The sequence below is a fragment of the Agromyces sp. GXS1127 genome, assembly GCF_050565425.1.
In the GTDB taxonomy this organism is placed as follows: Bacteria; Actinomycetota; Actinomycetes; order Actinomycetales; family Microbacteriaceae; genus Agromyces.
This window is the reverse complement of record NZ_JBOCIG010000009.1, coordinates 77,436-94,009: the sequence shown is the minus strand read 5'-3', so window position 1 is coordinate 94,009 and position 16,574 is coordinate 77,436. Positions and strand designations below refer to the sequence as shown.

General features: G+C 72.4%; 13 protein-coding genes. 7 read left to right on the top strand and 6 right to left on the bottom strand.

Annotated features, from left to right (window positions below):
- Positions 1–157: 157 nt before the first annotated feature.
- The 3 genes from ACQ393_RS15890 to rpoB form a co-directional block, all read right to left on the bottom strand.
- Positions 158–832, bottom strand: coding sequence for a hypothetical protein (locus ACQ393_RS15890; RefSeq protein WP_430647847.1), 675 nt, complete (start codon positions 830–832; stop codon positions 158–160).
- 164 nt (positions 833–996) lie between these two features.
- Positions 997–4,899, bottom strand: a complete 3,903-nt coding sequence (rpoC, locus tag ACQ393_RS15885) for a DNA-directed RNA polymerase subunit beta' (protein WP_430647846.1) — start codon at positions 4,897–4,899, stop codon at positions 997–999.
- 44 nt (positions 4,900–4,943) lie between these two features.
- Positions 4,944–8,435, bottom strand: coding sequence for a DNA-directed RNA polymerase subunit beta (rpoB, locus tag ACQ393_RS15880; protein ID WP_430647898.1), 3,492 nt, complete (start codon positions 8,433–8,435; stop codon positions 4,944–4,946).
- 381 nt (positions 8,436–8,816) lie between these two features.
- Between rpoB and ACQ393_RS15875 the strand changes: the two genes are divergently transcribed.
- The 7 genes from ACQ393_RS15875 (at position 8,817) to ACQ393_RS15845 (ending at position 14,258) form a co-directional block, all read left to right on the top strand.
- Entirely contained in the window at positions 8,817–9,113 is a 297-nt protein-coding gene (locus tag ACQ393_RS15875) for a hypothetical protein (RefSeq protein WP_430647844.1), read from the top strand.
- Between the two features lie 28 nt (positions 9,114–9,141).
- Positions 9,142–10,332 (top strand): hypothetical protein, encoded by a 1,191-nt coding sequence (locus ACQ393_RS15870; protein WP_430647843.1) that lies wholly within the window; start codon positions 9,142–9,144, stop codon positions 10,330–10,332.
- A gap of 9 nt (positions 10,333–10,341) precedes the next feature.
- The gene (locus ACQ393_RS15865; protein WP_430647842.1) at positions 10,342–10,968 is read left to right on the top strand and encodes a hypothetical protein; all 627 of its coding nucleotides are present in this window, start codon (positions 10,342–10,344) and stop codon (positions 10,966–10,968) included.
- Positions 10,965–11,630 carry a hypothetical protein gene (locus ACQ393_RS15860; protein ID WP_430647841.1) on the top strand — a complete coding sequence of 222 codons (666 nt, stop codon included), beginning with the start codon at positions 10,965–10,967 and terminating at the stop codon, positions 11,628–11,630. Before ACQ393_RS15865 ends, ACQ393_RS15860 begins: the two co-directional genes overlap by 4 nt.
- Positions 11,627–12,505 (top strand): hypothetical protein, encoded by an 879-nt coding sequence (locus ACQ393_RS15855; protein WP_430647840.1) that lies wholly within the window; start codon positions 11,627–11,629, stop codon positions 12,503–12,505. Before ACQ393_RS15860 ends, ACQ393_RS15855 begins: the two co-directional genes overlap by 4 nt.
- Before the next feature lie 118 nt (positions 12,506–12,623).
- Positions 12,624–13,379: a spermidine synthase gene (locus ACQ393_RS15850; protein ID WP_430647839.1), complete on the top strand. Its 756-nt coding sequence runs from the start codon at positions 12,624–12,626 to the stop codon at positions 13,377–13,379.
- A 24-nt stretch (positions 13,380–13,403) separates the two neighbouring features.
- Positions 13,404–14,258 carry a spermidine synthase gene (locus ACQ393_RS15845; protein WP_430647838.1) on the top strand — a complete coding sequence of 285 codons (855 nt, stop codon included), beginning with the start codon at positions 13,404–13,406 and terminating at the stop codon, positions 14,256–14,258.
- A 33-nt stretch (positions 14,259–14,291) separates the two neighbouring features.
- Here the strand turns inward: ACQ393_RS15845 and ACQ393_RS15840 are convergent, their stop codons facing one another.
- The 3 genes from ACQ393_RS15840 to ACQ393_RS15830 are packed head-to-tail and all read right to left on the bottom strand — an operon-like array spanning position 14,292 to position 16,572.
- A complete protein-coding gene (locus ACQ393_RS15840) occupies positions 14,292–15,152 on the bottom strand; it encodes a biotin-dependent carboxyltransferase family protein (protein WP_430647837.1) in 861 nt (286 codons plus the stop codon).
- A complete protein-coding gene (locus ACQ393_RS15835; RefSeq protein WP_430647836.1) occupies positions 15,149–15,814 on the bottom strand; it encodes a 5-oxoprolinase subunit B family protein in 666 nt (221 codons plus the stop codon). Before ACQ393_RS15835 ends, ACQ393_RS15840 begins: the two co-directional genes overlap by 4 nt.
- Positions 15,811–16,572: a LamB/YcsF family protein gene (locus tag ACQ393_RS15830; RefSeq protein ID WP_430647835.1), complete on the bottom strand. Its 762-nt coding sequence runs from the start codon at positions 16,570–16,572 to the stop codon at positions 15,811–15,813. The genes ACQ393_RS15835 and ACQ393_RS15830 overlap by 4 nt, the downstream gene beginning before the upstream one ends.
- Positions 16,573–16,574: the final 2 nt, after the last annotated feature.

Genomic DNA, 16,574 nt, shown 5'->3' with positions numbered 1-16,574 from the left:
CGGGCAGGACCGGGCCGCCCGTGGTGCGGCTCACTCTAGCAACGCGCCGTCGGCCTGACGGGGAGCGCGCGCGGCGCTTCGCCGGCGTGCCGCGGGCGTCGACCGGCTCGCCGGAGCCGCGGCCGCCGGCGGAGGGGCGCGCGCGGACGGAGCAGGATCAGGCGAAGAGCTGCGTCGCGATGTCGAGCGTGTAGCCGCTCACGGCCGGGCCGTCCCAGCGAGTGGCGATCCAGAGCCCCTCGCGGATGAAGTGGGACTCGCCGGCGGAGCCCGCAGCGCCCTCCCACTCGGCGATGCAGCGGGTCCCGCCCTGCTCCTCGTAGCACTCCTGGCCGGCGGCCTGGAGGGCGGCGACGACGGCCGCGGTCTGCGCCTCGTCGAGGCTCGCCACGTTCGTCACGAGGCCGATGCGGCCGTCGCCTCCCTCGGGGGGAAGCCAGGCGCACGTGAGCTGCGAGGTCTCCTGCAGCGTGGGCAGTGCGCCGGCGTCGTCGGTGCCGAGGAGTGCGGGAGTCCCGTCGGCGGTCGACCACTCGGGGTTCAGGACGTACCCGGGCGCGAACGCGCTCGACCAGTCGAACGTGTAGATCGCCGCGCAGTCGGTCGGGATGCGCTCGTCGCGGACCGGTTCCGGCGTCGGGACCGCGACCGGCGAGGGGTCGGCGCCGGCGGACGGCGCCGGACGCGACTCGGACGTCGGTTCGGCCGACTCGCTGCCGGGCGCGGGCAGCGCCAGCGCGGCGACGAGCGCGACGACCGCGATCACCAGCGCGGACGCCGCGACGATGAGCAGCGTCCTCGATCGGCGGGAGGCGGGGGCGGCGTCTGGCATGTGGGCTCCGGGTCGGATTCGGTTGGGGGCGACCGCCCGAGATACTAGCCAACGCACCTGAGTGCCGTCATCAGGAGCCTCGGAATCGGACGACGAACGGCCCCGGATCGCTCCGGGGCCGTTCGCGGGACTGCGGGCGGCGGCGAGGCCGCCGCCCGCGGTGCTCAGCTGTAGTTGCCGGGCGTGAAGTCGTCGCTCGAGAATGAGTCGAAGTCGACGAAGCTGAGGTCGCCCTCGGCGAATGACGCGTCGTCGGCGAAGATGCGGTTCGGGTACCGCTCCGCCTTCGCCTCCTCGGTCGCCTCGACGGTGACGTTCCGGTACTTGGCGAGGCCCGTACCGGCCGGGATCAGCTTGCCGATGATCACGTTCTCCTTGAGGCCGACGAGCGGGTCGGACTTGCCCTCCATGGCGGCCTGCGTGAGTACGCGGGTCGTCTCCTGGAAGGACGCGGCCGAGAGCCACGACTCGGTCGCGAGCGAGGCCTTGGTGATGCCCATGACCTCCTGGCGCGCCGACGCGGTCTTCTTGCCCTCGGTGAGCGCGGCCCGGTTGATCTCGTTGTACCGCGAGCGGTCGACGAGCTCGCCCGGCAGCAGGTCGGTGTCGCCGTGGTCGACGACGGTGACCTTGCGGAGCATCTGGCGGACGATGACCTCGATGTGCTTGTCGTGGATCGGCACGCCCTGCGAGCGGTACACGTCCTGCACGCCGTTCACCAGGTGCTTCTGCACCTCGCGCACGCCCTTGACCCGGAGGACCTCCTTCGGGTCGACGGTGCCGACGATCAGCTGCTGGCCGAGGTCGACGTGCTGGCCGTCCTCGACGAGCAGCGTCGAACGCTTGAGCACGTTGTACGCGATCGGCTCGTCGCCGTTGTCGGGCGTGAGGATGACCTTGCGCTGCTTCTCGGTCTCGTCGATCGTGATGCGGCCCGGGGCCTCGACGATGGGCGACGCACCCTTGGGGGTGCGGGCCTCGAAGAGCTCCTGCACGCGGGGAAGACCCTGCGTGATGTCGTCGGCCGAGGCCGAACCACCGGTGTGGAAGGTGCGCATCGTGAGCTGGGTGCCCGGCTCGCCGATGGACTGCGCGGCGATGATGCCGACGGCCTCGCCGATGTCGACGAGCTTGCCCGTCGCGAGCGAACGGCCGTAGCACTTCGCGCACACGCCGACGGCGGACTCGCAGGTGAGCACCGAACGGACCTTGATCGACTCGACGCCCGCCGCGACGAGCTTGTCGATGAGCACGTCGCCGACGTCCTCGCCGGCCTCGGCCACGACCTCGCCCTTCGCGTTCACCGCGTCGGCCGCGAGCGACCGGGCGAACACCGAGTTCTCGACGTTCGGGTCGCGCACGAGCGCGCCGGTCGTGTCGACCGCGGCGATCGGCATCTCGAGGCCCTTGCCGGTACCGCAGTCGTCCTCGCGGATGATGACGTCCTGCGAGACGTCCACCAGACGACGCGTCAGGTAGCCCGAGTCGGCCGTGCGGAGTGCCGTGTCGGCCAGGCCCTTGCGGGCACCGTGCGTGGCGATGAAGTACTCGGCCACCGACAGCCCCTCGCGGTACGAGGAGATGATCGGGCGCGGGATGATCTCGCCCTTCGGGTTGTTCACGAGGCCTCGCATGCCGGCGATGTTGCGCACCTGCAGCCAGTTGCCTCGAGCACCCGAGGTCACCATGCGGTTGATGGTGTTGCCCTGGTTCGCCGCGAACTCCTCCTGCATGGCCTTCGCGACCTCGTCGGTCGCCTTGGTCCAGATCTGGATGAGCTCCTGACGACGCTCGAGGTCGGTCGTGAGACCCTTCTCGAACTGCGACTGGACCTTCGCGGCCTGCTTCTCGTACTTCGAGACGATCTCCCGCTTCTGCGGCAGCTCGACGATGTCGGAGAGCGCGACGGTCACGCCCGAACGGGTCGCCCAGCGGAAGCCGGCGTCCTTGATCCGGTCGAGCGTCGCGGCCACCTCGGTCTTCGGGTAGCGCTCGGCGAGGTCGTTGACGATCTGCGAGATCTGCGACTTGCCGGCCTGCGCGTTGAAGTACGGGTAGTCCGCCGGCAGCGCCTCGTTGAAGAGGGCGCGACCGAGGGTCGTCTCCATCAGGAACGGCTGACCCGCGACGAAGCCCTCGGGCTCCTGGCCCTCGGCGAAGTGCAGGTCGTTCAGGCGGATCTTCACCGTCGCGCCGAGGTCGAGCACGGGCTCGCCCGGACGGTTCTGGTCGAACGCGAGGATCGCCTCGGCGATCGACGAGAACGCGCGGCCCTCACCGGCGCCACCCTCGATGACCGTCGTCAGGTGGTGCAGGCCGATGATCATGTCCTGCGAGGGCAGGGTCACCGGACGGCCGTCCGACGGCTTCAGGATGTTGTTCGACGCCAGCATCAGGATGCGGGCCTCGGCCTGCGCCTCGACCGACAGCGGCAGGTGCACGGCCATCTGGTCGCCGTCGAAGTCCGCGTTGAACGCGGCGCAGACGAGCGGGTGGAGCTGGATGGCCTTGCCCTCGACGAGCTGCGGCTCGAACGCCTGGATGCCGAGGCGGTGCAGCGTGGGCGCACGGTTCAGCAGCACGGGGCGCTCGCGGATGATCTCCTCGAGCACGTCCCACACCTGCGGACGCGAACGCTCCACCATGCGCTTGGCGGCCTTGATGTTCTGCGCGTGGCTGAGGTCGATCAGGCGCTTGATGACGAACGGCTTGAACAGCTCGAGCGCCATCTGCTTCGGCAGGCCGCACTGGTGCAGCTTGAGCTGCGGGCCGACGACGATGACCGAACGGCCCGAGTAGTCGACGCGCTTGCCGAGCAGGTTCTGGCGGAAGCGACCCTGCTTGCCCTTGAGCATGTCGCTCAGGGACTTGAGGGCGCGGTTGCCGGTGCCGGTGACGGGGCGACCGCGGCGGCCGTTGTCGAACAGCGCGTCGACGGCCTCCTGCAGCATCCGCTTCTCGTTGTTCACGATGATCTCGGGCGCGCCGAGGTCGAGCAGGCGACGGAGGCGGTTGTTGCGGTTGATCACGCGACGGTAGAGGTCGTTCAGGTCGGAGGTCGCGAAGCGGCCGCCGTCGAGCTGGACCATCGGGCGCAGCTCCGGCGGGATCACCGGGACGACGTCGAGGACCATCGCGGCCGGCGAGTTGCCGGTCTGCAGGAACGAGTTGACGACCTTGAGCCGCTTGATGGCGCGGATCTTCTTCTGGCCCTTGCCCTCGGCGATCTGCAGGTGCAGGTCCTCCGCCTCGGCGGCCAGGTCGAACGACTCGAGGCGCTTCTTGATCGCCTCGGCGCCCATGTAGGCCTCGAAGTACATGCCGAAGCGGTCCTGGAGCTCCTGGAAGACCGAGTCCTCGGGCTTCAGGTCGCCGACCTTCAGCGTGCGGAAGTCCTCCCACACGCGCTCGAGGTGCGCGATCTGCTCGTCGCCCGACTTGCGGACGCCGGCCATCTCCTTGTCGGCCGCCGCCTCGGCGCGCTTCTTCTGGTCGGACTTGGCGCCCTCGGCCTCGAGTGCCGCGAGCTCCTCCTCCTTGCGCTGCATGAGCTCGGCGATGCGCGCGTCGCGGGCGTCGCCGATGGCCTTGATCTCGAGGCGGAGCTCGTTCTCGAGGCCGGGCATGTCGGCGTGACGACCCTCGTCGTCGACGTCGATCACCATGTAGGCGGCGAAGTAGATGACCTTCTCGAGGTCCTTCGGCGCCATGTCGAGCAGGTACCCGAGGCGCGAGGGCACGCCCTTGAAGTACCAGATGTGCGTCACGGGCGCGGCCAGCTCGATGTGGCCCATCCGCTCGCGGCGGACCGAGGACTTGGTGACCTCGACACCGCATCGCTCGCAGACGATGCCCTTGAAGCGGACGCGCTTGTACTTGCCGCAGGCGCACTCCCAGTCGCGGCTGGGTCCGAAGATCTGCTCGCCGAAGAGCCCGTCCTTCTCGGGCTTCAGCGTGCGGTAGTTGATGGTCTCGGGCTTCTTGACCTCGCCGTAGGACCACTTGCGGATGTCCTCGGCGGTCGCCAGGCCGATACGGAGCTCATCGAACGTCGTTGCGTCGAGCAATTTCTCTCCTAGATTCCTGAAGTCGTTCTCGTGTGCCTGGCGGATCAGATCTCGTCGATGTTCGACGACTCGAATCGCGCGGAGATGTTGATGCCGAGCTCCTCCGCTGCGCGGAAGGCCTCGTCATCGGTGTCGCGGAGGCTCACCGCGGTGCCGTCGGCCGAGAGGACCTCGACGTTCAGGCACAGCGACTGCATCTCCTTCATGAGCACCTTGAAGGACTCGGGGATGCCGGGCTCCTGGATGTTCTCGCCCTTGACGATCGCCTCGTACACCTTGACGCGGCCGAGGATGTCGTCGGACTTGATCGTGAGGAGCTCCTGCAGCGCGTACGCGGCGCCGTAGGCCTCGAGCGCCCACACCTCCATCTCACCGAAGCGCTGGCCGCCGAACTGCGCCTTCCCGCCCAGCGGCTGCTGGGTGATCATCGAGTACGGGCCGGTCGAACGCGCGTGGATCTTGTCGTCGACGAGGTGGTGGAGCTTCAGGATGTACATGTAGCCGACCGAGACCGGGTACGGGAAGGGCTCGCCCGAACGGCCGTCGAACAGCTGCGTCTTGCCGCTGGAGTCGATCAGCCGCTCGCCGTCGCGGTTGGGGAGCGTCGAGTCGAGCAGACCCGCGATCTCCTCCTCGAGCGCGCCGTCGAACACGGGCGTGGCCACCTTGGTGCCGGGCGCGGCCTCGCGGGCGACCTCGGGCAGGCGCTTGGCCCACTCGGGGTCGCCGTCGACCTTCCAGCCCTGCTTGGCGACCCAGCCGAGGTGGGTCTCCAGCACCTGGCCGAAGTTCATGCGGCCGGGGATGCCGAGCGGGTTCAGGATGACGTCGACCGGCGTGCCGTCGGCGAGGAACGGCATGTCCTCGACCGGCAGGATCTTCGAGATGACGCCCTTGTTGCCGTGGCGGCCGGCGAGCTTGTCGCCCTCGGTGATCTTGCGCTTCTGGGCGATGTAGACGACCACGCGCTGGTTGACGCCCGAGCCGAGCTCGTCGTCGCCGTCCTGTGCGTCGAACACCTTGACGCCGATGATCGTGCCCTGCTCGCCGTGGGGGACCTTGAGCGACGTGTCGCGGACCTCGCGGCTCTTCTCGTTGAAGATCGCGCGGAGCAGTCGCTCCTCGGCCGAGAGCTCGGTCTCGCCCTTCGGCGTGACCTTGCCGACCAGGATGTCGCCGGGGCGGACCTCGGCGCCGATGCGGATGATGCCGCGCTCGTCGAGGTCGGCGAGCAGGTCGGGGCTCACGTTGGGGAGGTCGCGGGTGATCTCCTCCTTGCCGAGCTTGGTGTCGCGGGCATCGACCTCGTACTCCTCGATGTGGATCGAGGAGAGGACGTCGTCCTTCACCAGGTTCTGGCTGAGGATGATGGCGTCCTCGAAGTTGTGGCCCTCCCACGGCATGAACGCCACGAGGAGGTTCTTGCCGAGCGCGAGCTCGCCGTTGTCGGTCGCCGGGCCGTCGGCGATGACCTCGCCGACCTCGACCCGGTCGCCCGCCGAGACGACGACGCGGTTGTTGTACGACGTGCCCTGGTTCGAGCGGTCGAACTTGCGCAGGTAGTAGGTCTGCGTGCCGCCCTCGTCGAGCTGCAGCGTGACCGCGTCGGCCGAGACCTCGGCGACGACGCCCGCACGGTCGGCGGTGATCACGTCACCGGCGTCGATCGCGGCGTAGCCCTCCATGCCCGTGCCGACGAACGGCGAGTCGCTGCGCAGCAGCGGCACCGCCTGGCGCTGCATGTTCGCACCCATGAGGGCGCGGTTCGCGTCGTCGTGCTCGAGGAACGGGATGAGCGACGTGCCGACCGACACCATCTGGCGCGGGGAGACGTCCATGTAGCCGATCTCGTCGGCCGGGAACAGGTCGACCTCGCCGCCCTTGCGACGGGCGAGCACGCGCTCCTCCACGAAGTGGCCCTTCGCGTCGAGCGGCGCGTTGGCCTGGGCGACGATGTAGTCGTCCTCCTCCATCGCGGTGAGGTAGTCGATCCGGTCGGTCACCTTGCCGCCCTCGACCTTGCGGTAGGGCGTCTCGATGAATCCGAACGAGTTGATGCGCGCGAACGACGCGAGCGAGCCGATGAGGCCGATGTTCGGGCCTTCCGGCGTCTCGATCGGGCACATGCGGCCGTAGTGGGACGGGTGCACGTCGCGGACCTCGACGCCCGCGCGGTCGCGCGAGAGGCCGCCGGGGCCGAGCGCCGAGAGGCGACGCTTGTGCGTGAGGCCGGCCAGCGGGTTGTTCTGGTCCATGAACTGCGACAGCTGCGAGGTTCCGAAGAACTCCTTGATCGCGGCCACGACGGGGCGGACGTTGATCAGGGTCTGCGGCGTGATCGCCTCGATGTCCTGCGTGGTCATGCGCTCGCGGACGACGCGCTCCATGCGGGACAGGCCCGTGCGGACCTGGTTCTGGATCAGCTCGCCCACCGCGCGGATGCGACGGTTGCCGAAGTTGTCGATGTCGTCGACGTCGAGGCGGATGTCGACCGCCTTGCCGCCGCGGCGACCGGGCAGGGTCGGGCGGTCCTCGTGCAGCGCGACGAGGTACTTGATCGTGGCGACGATGTCCTGGACGGTCAGCACCGAGTCGGTGAGCGGCGCCTCGAGGCCCAGCTTGTTGTTGATCTTGTACCGGCCGACCTTGGCGAGGTCGTAGCGCTTCGGGTTGAAGTAGAAGTTGTCGAGGAGCGCACGCGCGGCCTCGGCGGCCACCTGCTCGCCCGGACGGAGCTTGCGGTAGATGTCCTTGAGCGCCTCCTCCTTCGTGAGGATGTTGTCCTTCTCGAGGGTGAGCGCGATGGACTCGTAGCCGGCGAACTCCTCGAGGATCTCCTCGGAGGTGAGGCCCAGGGCCTTCAGGAAGACGGTGACCGACTGCTTGCGCTTGCGGTCGATGCGGACGCCGACCTGGTCGCGCTTGTCGACCTCGAACTCGAGCCAGGCGCCGCGGCTCGGGATGACGCGCGCCGAGTAGATGTCCTTGTCGGAGGTCTTGTCGGGGGTGCGCTCGAAGTAGACGCCGGGCGAACGGACGAGCTGCGAGACGACGACGCGCTCGGTGCCGTTGATGACGAACGTGCCCTTGGGCGTCATGAGCGGGAAGTCGCCCATGAAGACCGTCTGGGTCTTGATCTCACCGGTGAGGTGGTTCATGAACTCCGCGTTGACGTACAGCGGAGCGGAGTAGGTCTTGCCCTTCTCCTTGCACTCGTCGATGGTGTACTTCGGCGGCTCGAGCTCCGGGTTGGAGAACGAGAGCTGCATGGTCTCGCCGAGGTCCTCGATGGGCGAGATCTCCTCGAAGATCTCCTCGAGGCCGGTGGCCTCGGGAAGGTCCTGACGGCCGGACTCGATGGCCTCCTCGACGCGGGCGCGCCATGCCTCGTTGCCGACGAGCCAGTCGAAGCTCTCGGTCTGGAGGGCGAGCAGATCGGGTACGGTGAGGGTGTCGGTGACCTTCGCGAACGAGAGGCGGCTTGCACCGCGTCCGTTCTTGGGGGTGGGCGTGGATGCGTTGCGCGCAGCAGCCAAGGAAATGACCTCCATGGCCCCGTCTCGGGGCCGGTTCACTGTCGGTGGTGGTGGAGTTGACCCCTCAGACGTGGTGCGGATGCCGGGAGACCCGACACGCAGAAGCCGACCGCAATATGAAGGCATAGTGGGTCTGGGAGCGCAAAGGTCAAGCATAGACCGGATGACGCGCCATGTCCAGTCGGATTCTTGATTTGTCCGCGCATCTCGGGTATAACCCGCGCGAACCGCGGAGCAGGCCCCGATCGCGGCGCCTTTCGGCGCTCGCGTGAGCCCGCGGCATCCGCTCGCCGACGCCCGCGCGCACATGGGGATCGCTCCCCATGGAGCCGCGCCGCGCACCGCCGCTACCGTGACTCCCGGTACGGGAGAGGAGCCGGCATGACCGACGTCGTCGTGAGCTACGAGGAGCTCGCGGAACTGGATGCGAAGCTGCAGTCGATCACCGCGGAGCTGCAGCAGGCCGCGGCGCGCGCGGACGTGCTCGAGGACGCCGTCGGCGACCCGTTCGGACGGAACGACCTCCGCGAGGCCGTCGAGGACTTCGAGGACCGATGGAACAACCGCCGCAAGAACCTCGCGGAGGACATCGCGGGCGTGCAGGAGCACGTGCACGGCGTGCTCGAGGGATTCCGCGCCTGGGACCGCGAGACGGCCGCCGGGTTCGAGCAGGACTGACCCCGATCCGCCCCCGGAAGGACGCGACATGCACCCCACCTCGCCCCGCGGCCGGACCATCTGCCGGCTCGAAGGCACGCCGTCGACCATCATCCGCCGCGGCACCGAGATCGAGCAGCTCGGCGACGACATGATCTCGAGCGCCGTGACGCTCCGCGCGATCGCCGACGGAGCGGCGGGCCAGCGCGGCCTCGCCATGGACGAGCTCCGCGACGTCGTCGGCGACGTCCACGAGGAACTCCGCAGGGCGGGCGAGATGTATCGGCCGACCGGCCCCGTCGTGCGGGCGTACGGCGAGGCGCTCGCCGAGGTCCAGCCCCGCATCGACCGTCGCGCCGAGACGTGCGAGGAGCTCTGGCAGGACTACCTCGCCACGCCCGGCTACCTCGAGGGCGAACGCCCGCCGTACCTGACCCCGGTCGACCCCGACGGCGAGGAGGCCTCGGCGGCCGCGGCGCAGGACCGCGCTCGGCAAGCGGCCCACGACCTGTGGGTGGAGGCCGCCGACGGGTTCGATCGCGAGTACGACACGTGGGAGGAGGCCTTCGAGCGCGCGGCGTCGAACGTCGGCGAGGTGCTCGACGGCCGCATCGAGGACGGCTTCTGGGATCGGGTCGACGGCTTCGTCGCCGGCACGCTCGAGGTGCTCAAGATCGTCGGGATCGTGCTCACGATCGCCGCGATCATCGTCGGCGGTCCGCTCGTGGCCGCGCTCGCGGCGATCGTCTCGATCGCGACCCTCGTCCTGACGATCTACCAGAAGGCGCGGGGCGACACGGGCTGGAAGGAGGTGATCCTCGCCGGCATCGCGGTCATCCCGTTCGGGAGCCTCGGGAAGCTCGGCTCGGCGAAGTTCGCCGACTCGGTGCTCGGCGGGCTCCTGACCGGGGCGGGCCGCAGTGCCGTCCGGACCGAGATCTCGACGGTCCTCGGCTCGGGCACCGCCGCGTTCCGGTTCTCGGGCTCGGGCATCGTCGGCATCCGCAACGGCCTCTCGCACCTCGTGCGCAACCACGGAACGGACGGTCGCCTCGTCGACTCGCTCGCCCGCCTGTTGACCGGCAGGGCCGCGTCGGCGGCGACCTCGGGAGCGCCGGCCGACATCGTGATCGGCACCCTCTGGAACCAGCTCGGCCGCGTGAACACCGGACTGTCGTGGGGCACCGGCCAGGGGCTGTGGAGCCGGGTGTACGACGGCGTCGTCGGCGCGGATCGATAGGCTCGCACGATGACCGGAAGCCTGCGCGAGGCGCTGGGTGCGGCCCGCGACCCCGAGTTCACCATGATGCTCCCCGAGGGCTGGTCGCGGCTCGACGCGACCGACGAGGCCCGCGACCGCCTGCTCGGCGACCTCCGCTCGCGCCTGGCCGCCGCCCATCGGCCCGACCTGTGGGCCGCCGCGCGCGCGGCCGTGACGAACGCGTTCGAGGGCCTGCGGAGGAGCGGCGGCGTCGCGGTCATGCTGCAGACCTCGAGCGGCGACGGCGTGCCGTTCGTGCCCGCCTCGGTCACGGCGTCGGTGCAGTCGGGCCTCGACGGCGCCACGCTCGACGAGTTCGTGGCGGGCCTCATCACCCGCGGCGCGACCCCGCTCGGCGAGGACAAGCGCTTCATCCGGCTCGAGGAGCGCGAGGTGCGCATGGAGGACGGCGTGCGGATCGGCGTGACGACCGTCCGCTACCTCACGCCCGTGCCCGGCAGCGGGCGGCGGCGGGCGCTGCTGCTCACGGCGGTGCTGCCGCACGAGCCGGAGACGCCGGAGGACGATCCGCTCCTCGCGGCGACGCGCTTCACGATCGACGCGCACGTCGCGACCCTCCGCTGGCTGCCGCCGGCCGACGGCGGCCGCGCGTGAGCGCGGGCGAGCTCGTCGCCGACGTCGACGAGCGCTGGGTCGAGGTGCCGGGCGAGGCGGATGCCGCGTCCCGCGCCGTGTGGGTCGCCGCGACGTCCGCCCGGGTGCGCGAGCTCGGCCGGACCTGGCCCGACGGGTCCGCCGACCTGGTCCCGTCCATGCTCGAGCACGCGCTCGATCGTCGAGGAGCGGACCACCTGGTCCTGCTGCGCTGGCCGGCCGTGGTGCCGATGCCCGTGACGGTCCGCGTGTCGGTGCTCGCCTCCCCGGGTCGCGGCGCGATCGCCGCCGAGCTCCGGGCGAACCGGGCGGCGCATCCCGAGCACGTCGCCGGCGCGCGCCTCGGGCCCGGCGTCGAGTGGGTGCACGGCGACGCGCTGCCCGGTGCCGCCGGGCGGGGAACGGACGGCGCCGGTGCCGAGCAGCTCGTCGGCACGCAGGCCTGCTTCGCGGACGACGACACGATGGTGCTCGTGACCCTCGATCCGACGCTGCCCGACCTCCTTCCGCACGTCATCGACGACGTGCGCGCGTTCACGCGGTCCCTCCGTCGCGTGCAGGCCGACGGCGACTGGCAGGCGCTGCCGCTCCCCGAGGACGTCGCCACGCGCGCCGACGTCGAGGCGTGGCCGGAGTCCCCCGTGGTCCGGGCCGGCGCGTGAGCCGGTCCGCGCGGACGCCGAGCGCCGCCGACTGGGTGCGGACCCTGCCGCGCGGCGCACGCGTGGACTGGGACGAGCTCGAGGCGCACGTGCTCCGCGACCACCCCGAGGCGCTCCGCGCGCTCGGGCCCGCGGGGGAGGGCGTGCGTGTCGGGCGCCGCGGCATCCGCGTCGCCCTCGCCGCCGGCATCGCGATCGCGGCCCTCGTCGCGCTGCCGGTCGTCGCCGCCCCGGTCTGGGGCCTCGCCGCGCTCGTCGGCGACCCGTTCGGCATCCGCGACGTCGACGGGGCGGTGGCCCTGCCGATCGCGGGCCTCTCGCTCCTCGTCGCCGGCGCCGTGCAGGTCGTGCTGCTCGTCCGGGCGCTGGGCGGTCGGCCGGACACGGGCGGGATCGGCGCGATCACGAGCATCCTCGCGGCGCTCATCGCGGTCGGCACGGGCCTCGTCGGCAGCCGCCAGGACGTCCCCGGCTGGCAGGCCTGGTTCGCGGTCGCGGTCGTGGTCGCGCTCCTGGGCGGTCTCGTCGAGGCGACCGGGCGCCGTTCGGCACGCCGGCCGGTTGGGACGGATGCCGCGGCACGGCCGGGCGCGGACGCGCTCGCGAGCGGCCGGGCCGACCGGACCGGGCGCGCCGGGCGCGCCGGCCGGACGGTCGCGCGACCCGCGACCGACGCGGGCCGGCCCTCGGAGCAACTCGAGCGAGAGCGGCGACTCGACGCGGCGCTCGATCGCATCGGCGACGACGAGCGCACCCGTCTGCTCGACGACCGTCGCCGTGCGCTGGAGTGGCTGCGGCTGCACGGCTCGATCTCGCCGGACGAGGCGGCGCGCGCCATCCGCTCGCCCCTCGGCCGGCTGTCGGCCTCGGCCTGACGCGCCTCCGCGCTCGCGAACCCCCGGGTGGGCCCGTCAGCGCCCCGGCGCGCCCACCACCGTTCGCCGCGTCGGCGGACGCTGGCGATCCCCGGCGCCCGCGTGCGACGATGCCCGCATGGCCCCCGGCATCGAGTTCGAGCGCGACGTCTTCTCGTCGACCGGCTGGACCCTGCTCGTCGACGGCGCCGCCCAGTCGCACGTCGATGCCGAGCAGCCGACCCGGCTGTTCTTCGAGTACGTGCGGCGGATCGGCAACGTGATCGACGCGTTCACCGACCCGGGCGCGCCGATCGACGTGCTGCACCTCGGCGGCGGGGCCATGAGCCTCGCCCGGTACGTCGCCGCGACCCGACCCGACTCGGAACAGGTCGTCGTCGACGCCGACGCGCGACTCGTCGCGCTCGTGACCGAGCGACTCCCGCTCCCGGCGGACGCCGGCGTCTCGATCATCGTGGCCGACGCGCGCGACGCCCTCACGGGGCTCGACGCCGGGCGGCGCTTCGACCTCGTACTCGTCGACCTGTACTCCCGACTCGACGCCCCCGCGTTCGTGGACGAGCCGGCGTTCCTCGGCGCGTGCCTCGCCCGACTGACCGCGCACGGCCTGCTCATCGTCAACGTCGCGGACGCCGCGGGCGGACCGCGCCTCGCCGCGCAGGCACGGGGCATCGCCCGCGCCGACCCCGCCGCCGACCTCCTCGTGGCGGGGCCGCCGTCGGTGCTCGCCGGCGCCGAGGAGGGCAACGCCGTGATCGTCGCCGGCCGCGCGATCCCGTCGCGGGTGGTCGAGCGGCTCGGCACCGCCGGCCCGTTCCCCGCGGAGGTGCTGCAGGGAGCGCGCCTGGACGCCGTGCTGTGGGGCGCGTGCTGAGCCGGCACGGGTAGCGTGGCATCCGTGCCCGGACTCGAACGACGCCTCGCCGTGAGCGGCCACCTCGCCCGACTCGAGGAGTCGCGCACGCGACCCGGATCGTGGACGCTCACGGTCGACGGCACGCCCCAGTCGCACGTCGACCTCGAGCAGCCCGAGTGGCTGGGCTTCGAGTACGTCCGGCGGATCGGGCACGCGATCGACCTCGTGCGCGAGGCGGGCCGCCCGGTCACCGCGCTGCACCTCGGCGGCGGCGCCTTCACGCTGCCCCGCTACGTCATCGCGACGCGACCGGGCTCGCGCCAGCAGGTGATCGAGCTCGAGTCCGACCTCGTCGACCTGGTCCGCGAGACCCTGCCCTTCCCGCGCGGCGCGCAGGTCCGCGTGCGCCACGGGGATGCGCGCGAGGTGCTCGCGAAGCTGCCCGCGGGGCTCGACGGCGCGGTCGACGTCGCGGTCGTCGACATCTTCTCGGGGGCCCGCACGCCCGCGCACGTGACGAGCGCCGAGTTCCACGGGCTCGTCTCGCCGCGCCTCGCGCCCGGCGGCATCGTCGCGGTGAACGTCGCCGACGGCGCCGGCCTCGCGTTCGCCCGGTCGCAGGCGGCGACCCTGGCGCACGTGTACGCCCACGTCGCGCTCGCGGCCGACACCGGCATGCTGAAGGGCCGTCGGTTCGGCAACGTCGTGATGTACGCCTCCGACGAGCCGCTGCCCTTCGACACGATGCCCCGCCGGCTGGCGAGCGACCCGGCCCCGGCGAAGCTCGTCGAGGGCGACGAGCTGACCCGCTTCATCGCGGGCGCCCCGGTGGTGACGGATGCCACGGCGGTGCCGTCGCCGCCGCCCGCGCGATCGGTGTTCCTCGCCAAGCCGTAGTGCACGGGTGCGGCGACGCCGGCCCCGCCCGGCTCAGGCGTGGCGGAAGCGCACCTCCTGCCCCGGACGCACCTGCGCGAGCCGGTCGAGCGACGCGGGGTCCACGATCGCCACGACGGGGTAGCCGCCCGTGACCGGCCGGTCGGCGAGCAGCACCGTCGGCACGCCGGCGCCCGTGACCTGGATCGCGCCCGCGACGGTCGGCTCGCTCATGAGCTCGCGCAGGATGCGGCGCTCGAGCGCCGGGCCCTCGAGCCTCGCGCCGACCCGGTCGGCCGACGCGGAGACGCGCCAGCGCCCCTCGTGCAACGCGGCGAGGGCGGCATCGGTCACCCAGTCGGCCCGCGGCCCCGGCAGCAGGCGCAGGGTGACCGCGCCGGTGGGCGGCGGGTACGCCGCGTCGTCGTCGAGCAGGGGCACGGATGCCGCGGGCTCGGGCCCGACGGCGAGCTCGCGCCCCGCGACGACGGGTTCGGGCCCGATGCCGGCGAGCGTGTCACGGCTGCGCGAGCCGAGCACGGGCGCTTCGTCGATCCCGCCGCGGACCGCCACGAGGTACCGCAGGCCGCGGTCGGCGGCGCCCAGCTCGACGGGCTCCCCCGCGCGCACGCGCGCCGCCCGGTACGGCCCCACCTCGCGGTCGCCCACGCGCACGGAGCCCCACGCCCCGGTCACGGCGAACCAGAGGTCGCGGTCGGGCGCGAACCGGAGGCCGCCGAGCACGACCTCGAGCCCCGCGAGCCCGTCGGCGTTGCCGACGAGCCGGTTCGCGAGCGCGAGGGCGCCGCGGTCGAGCGCGCCGGACGGCGCGACGCCGAGGTGGGCGAGTCCGGGGCGGCCGAGGTCCTGCACGAGCACCCGGCCGCCGGTCGCCTCGACGCGCAGCAGCGTCATCCGCGGACCTCGCGGAAGCGCACGCCGTGCCCGGGCCGGAGCAGCGCGGGCGGGTCGGCGTGCGGGTTCCAGAGCGCGGCGTCGGTGCGCCCGATCAGGCGCCATCCGCCCGGGCTCTCGCGGGGGTAGGCGCCGGAGAACGCCCCGGCGAGGCCCACGGCGCCGGCCGGGACCCGCGTGCGGGCGACGCCGAGCCGCGGCACGTCGAAGGGCCAGTCGTCGGCGACGAGGTAGCCGAAGCCAGGCGCGAAGCCGACGAACGCGACGCGCCACCGGGCTGCGACGTGCCGCGCGACGAGGTGCTCGGGCGTGATGCCGAGGTGCGCGGCGAGGTCGGCGAGGTCGGCGCCGCGGTAGTCGACGTCGATCACGACGTCGTCGGTCGCGGCCGGGTCGTGCGTGCCGGCCGGTCGAGCGGCGGTCGCGGTGCGCGCCGCCCGCCGGATCCAGTTCGCCGCCGATTCGAGCGCCAGCCTCGCCGGGTCGACGGCCACGAGCACGGTGCGGGCCGCCGGCACGAGCTCGACGACGCCGTCGGGTACGTCGCGGGCGAGCGCGTCGTGCAGGGCGAGCACGCCGTCGAGGTCGTCGCACTCGACGAGGATCGCCGAGCGGCCCGACGGCAGCAGCCTCGGCGCCGCGCCGCTCCGACCGGCGCTCATGCGAAGGGCCGCACGTCGTGCCCGGCGGTCGCGAGCGCCGCCCGGACGGCGCGCGCGATGCCGACCGAGCCCGGGGTGTCGCCGTGCAGGCAGAGCGAGTCGGGCGCGAGCTCCACCCGGGCGCCGTCGGCCGCGGCGATGCCGCCGGTCTCGACGAGCTCGAGCGCGCGGTCGGCCGCCCGCTCGGCATCGTGCACGAGCGCGTCGGGGTGCTCGCGCGGCACGAGCCGCCCGTCGGCGAGGTACCCGCGGTCGATGAAGGCCTCGCGGGCGTAGCGGATGCCGGCGACCGCCGACGCGCGTTCGAGCTGGCTGTCGGGCGGCCCGAGGACGACGACGCCCGGGGCGGCCGCGGCGAGGGCGTCCGCGACGGCGGCGGCCGCCGACGGATCGGCGCCGAGCCGGTGGTAGAGCGCGCCGTGCGCCTTGACGTATGCGACGCCGAGGCCGACCGTCCGCGCGATGGCGTCGAGCGCGCCGAGCTGGTAGACGAGCTCGGCGGCCAGCTCGCCGACCGACACGTCGAGGGCCCGCCGTCCGAACCCGGCGCGGTCCCGGTAGCCGGGGTGCGCGCCGAGCACCACGCCGTGCCGTGCGGCGAGGCGCGCGCTGCGCAGCATCGTCAGCGGGTCGCCCGCGTGGAATCCGCACGCGACGTTCGCGCTCGAGACGACCTCGAACATGGCATCGTCGTCACCCATGCTCCAGGCGCCGTACGACTCGCCGAGGTCGGCGTTGAGGTCGATCGCGCGCTGCATGC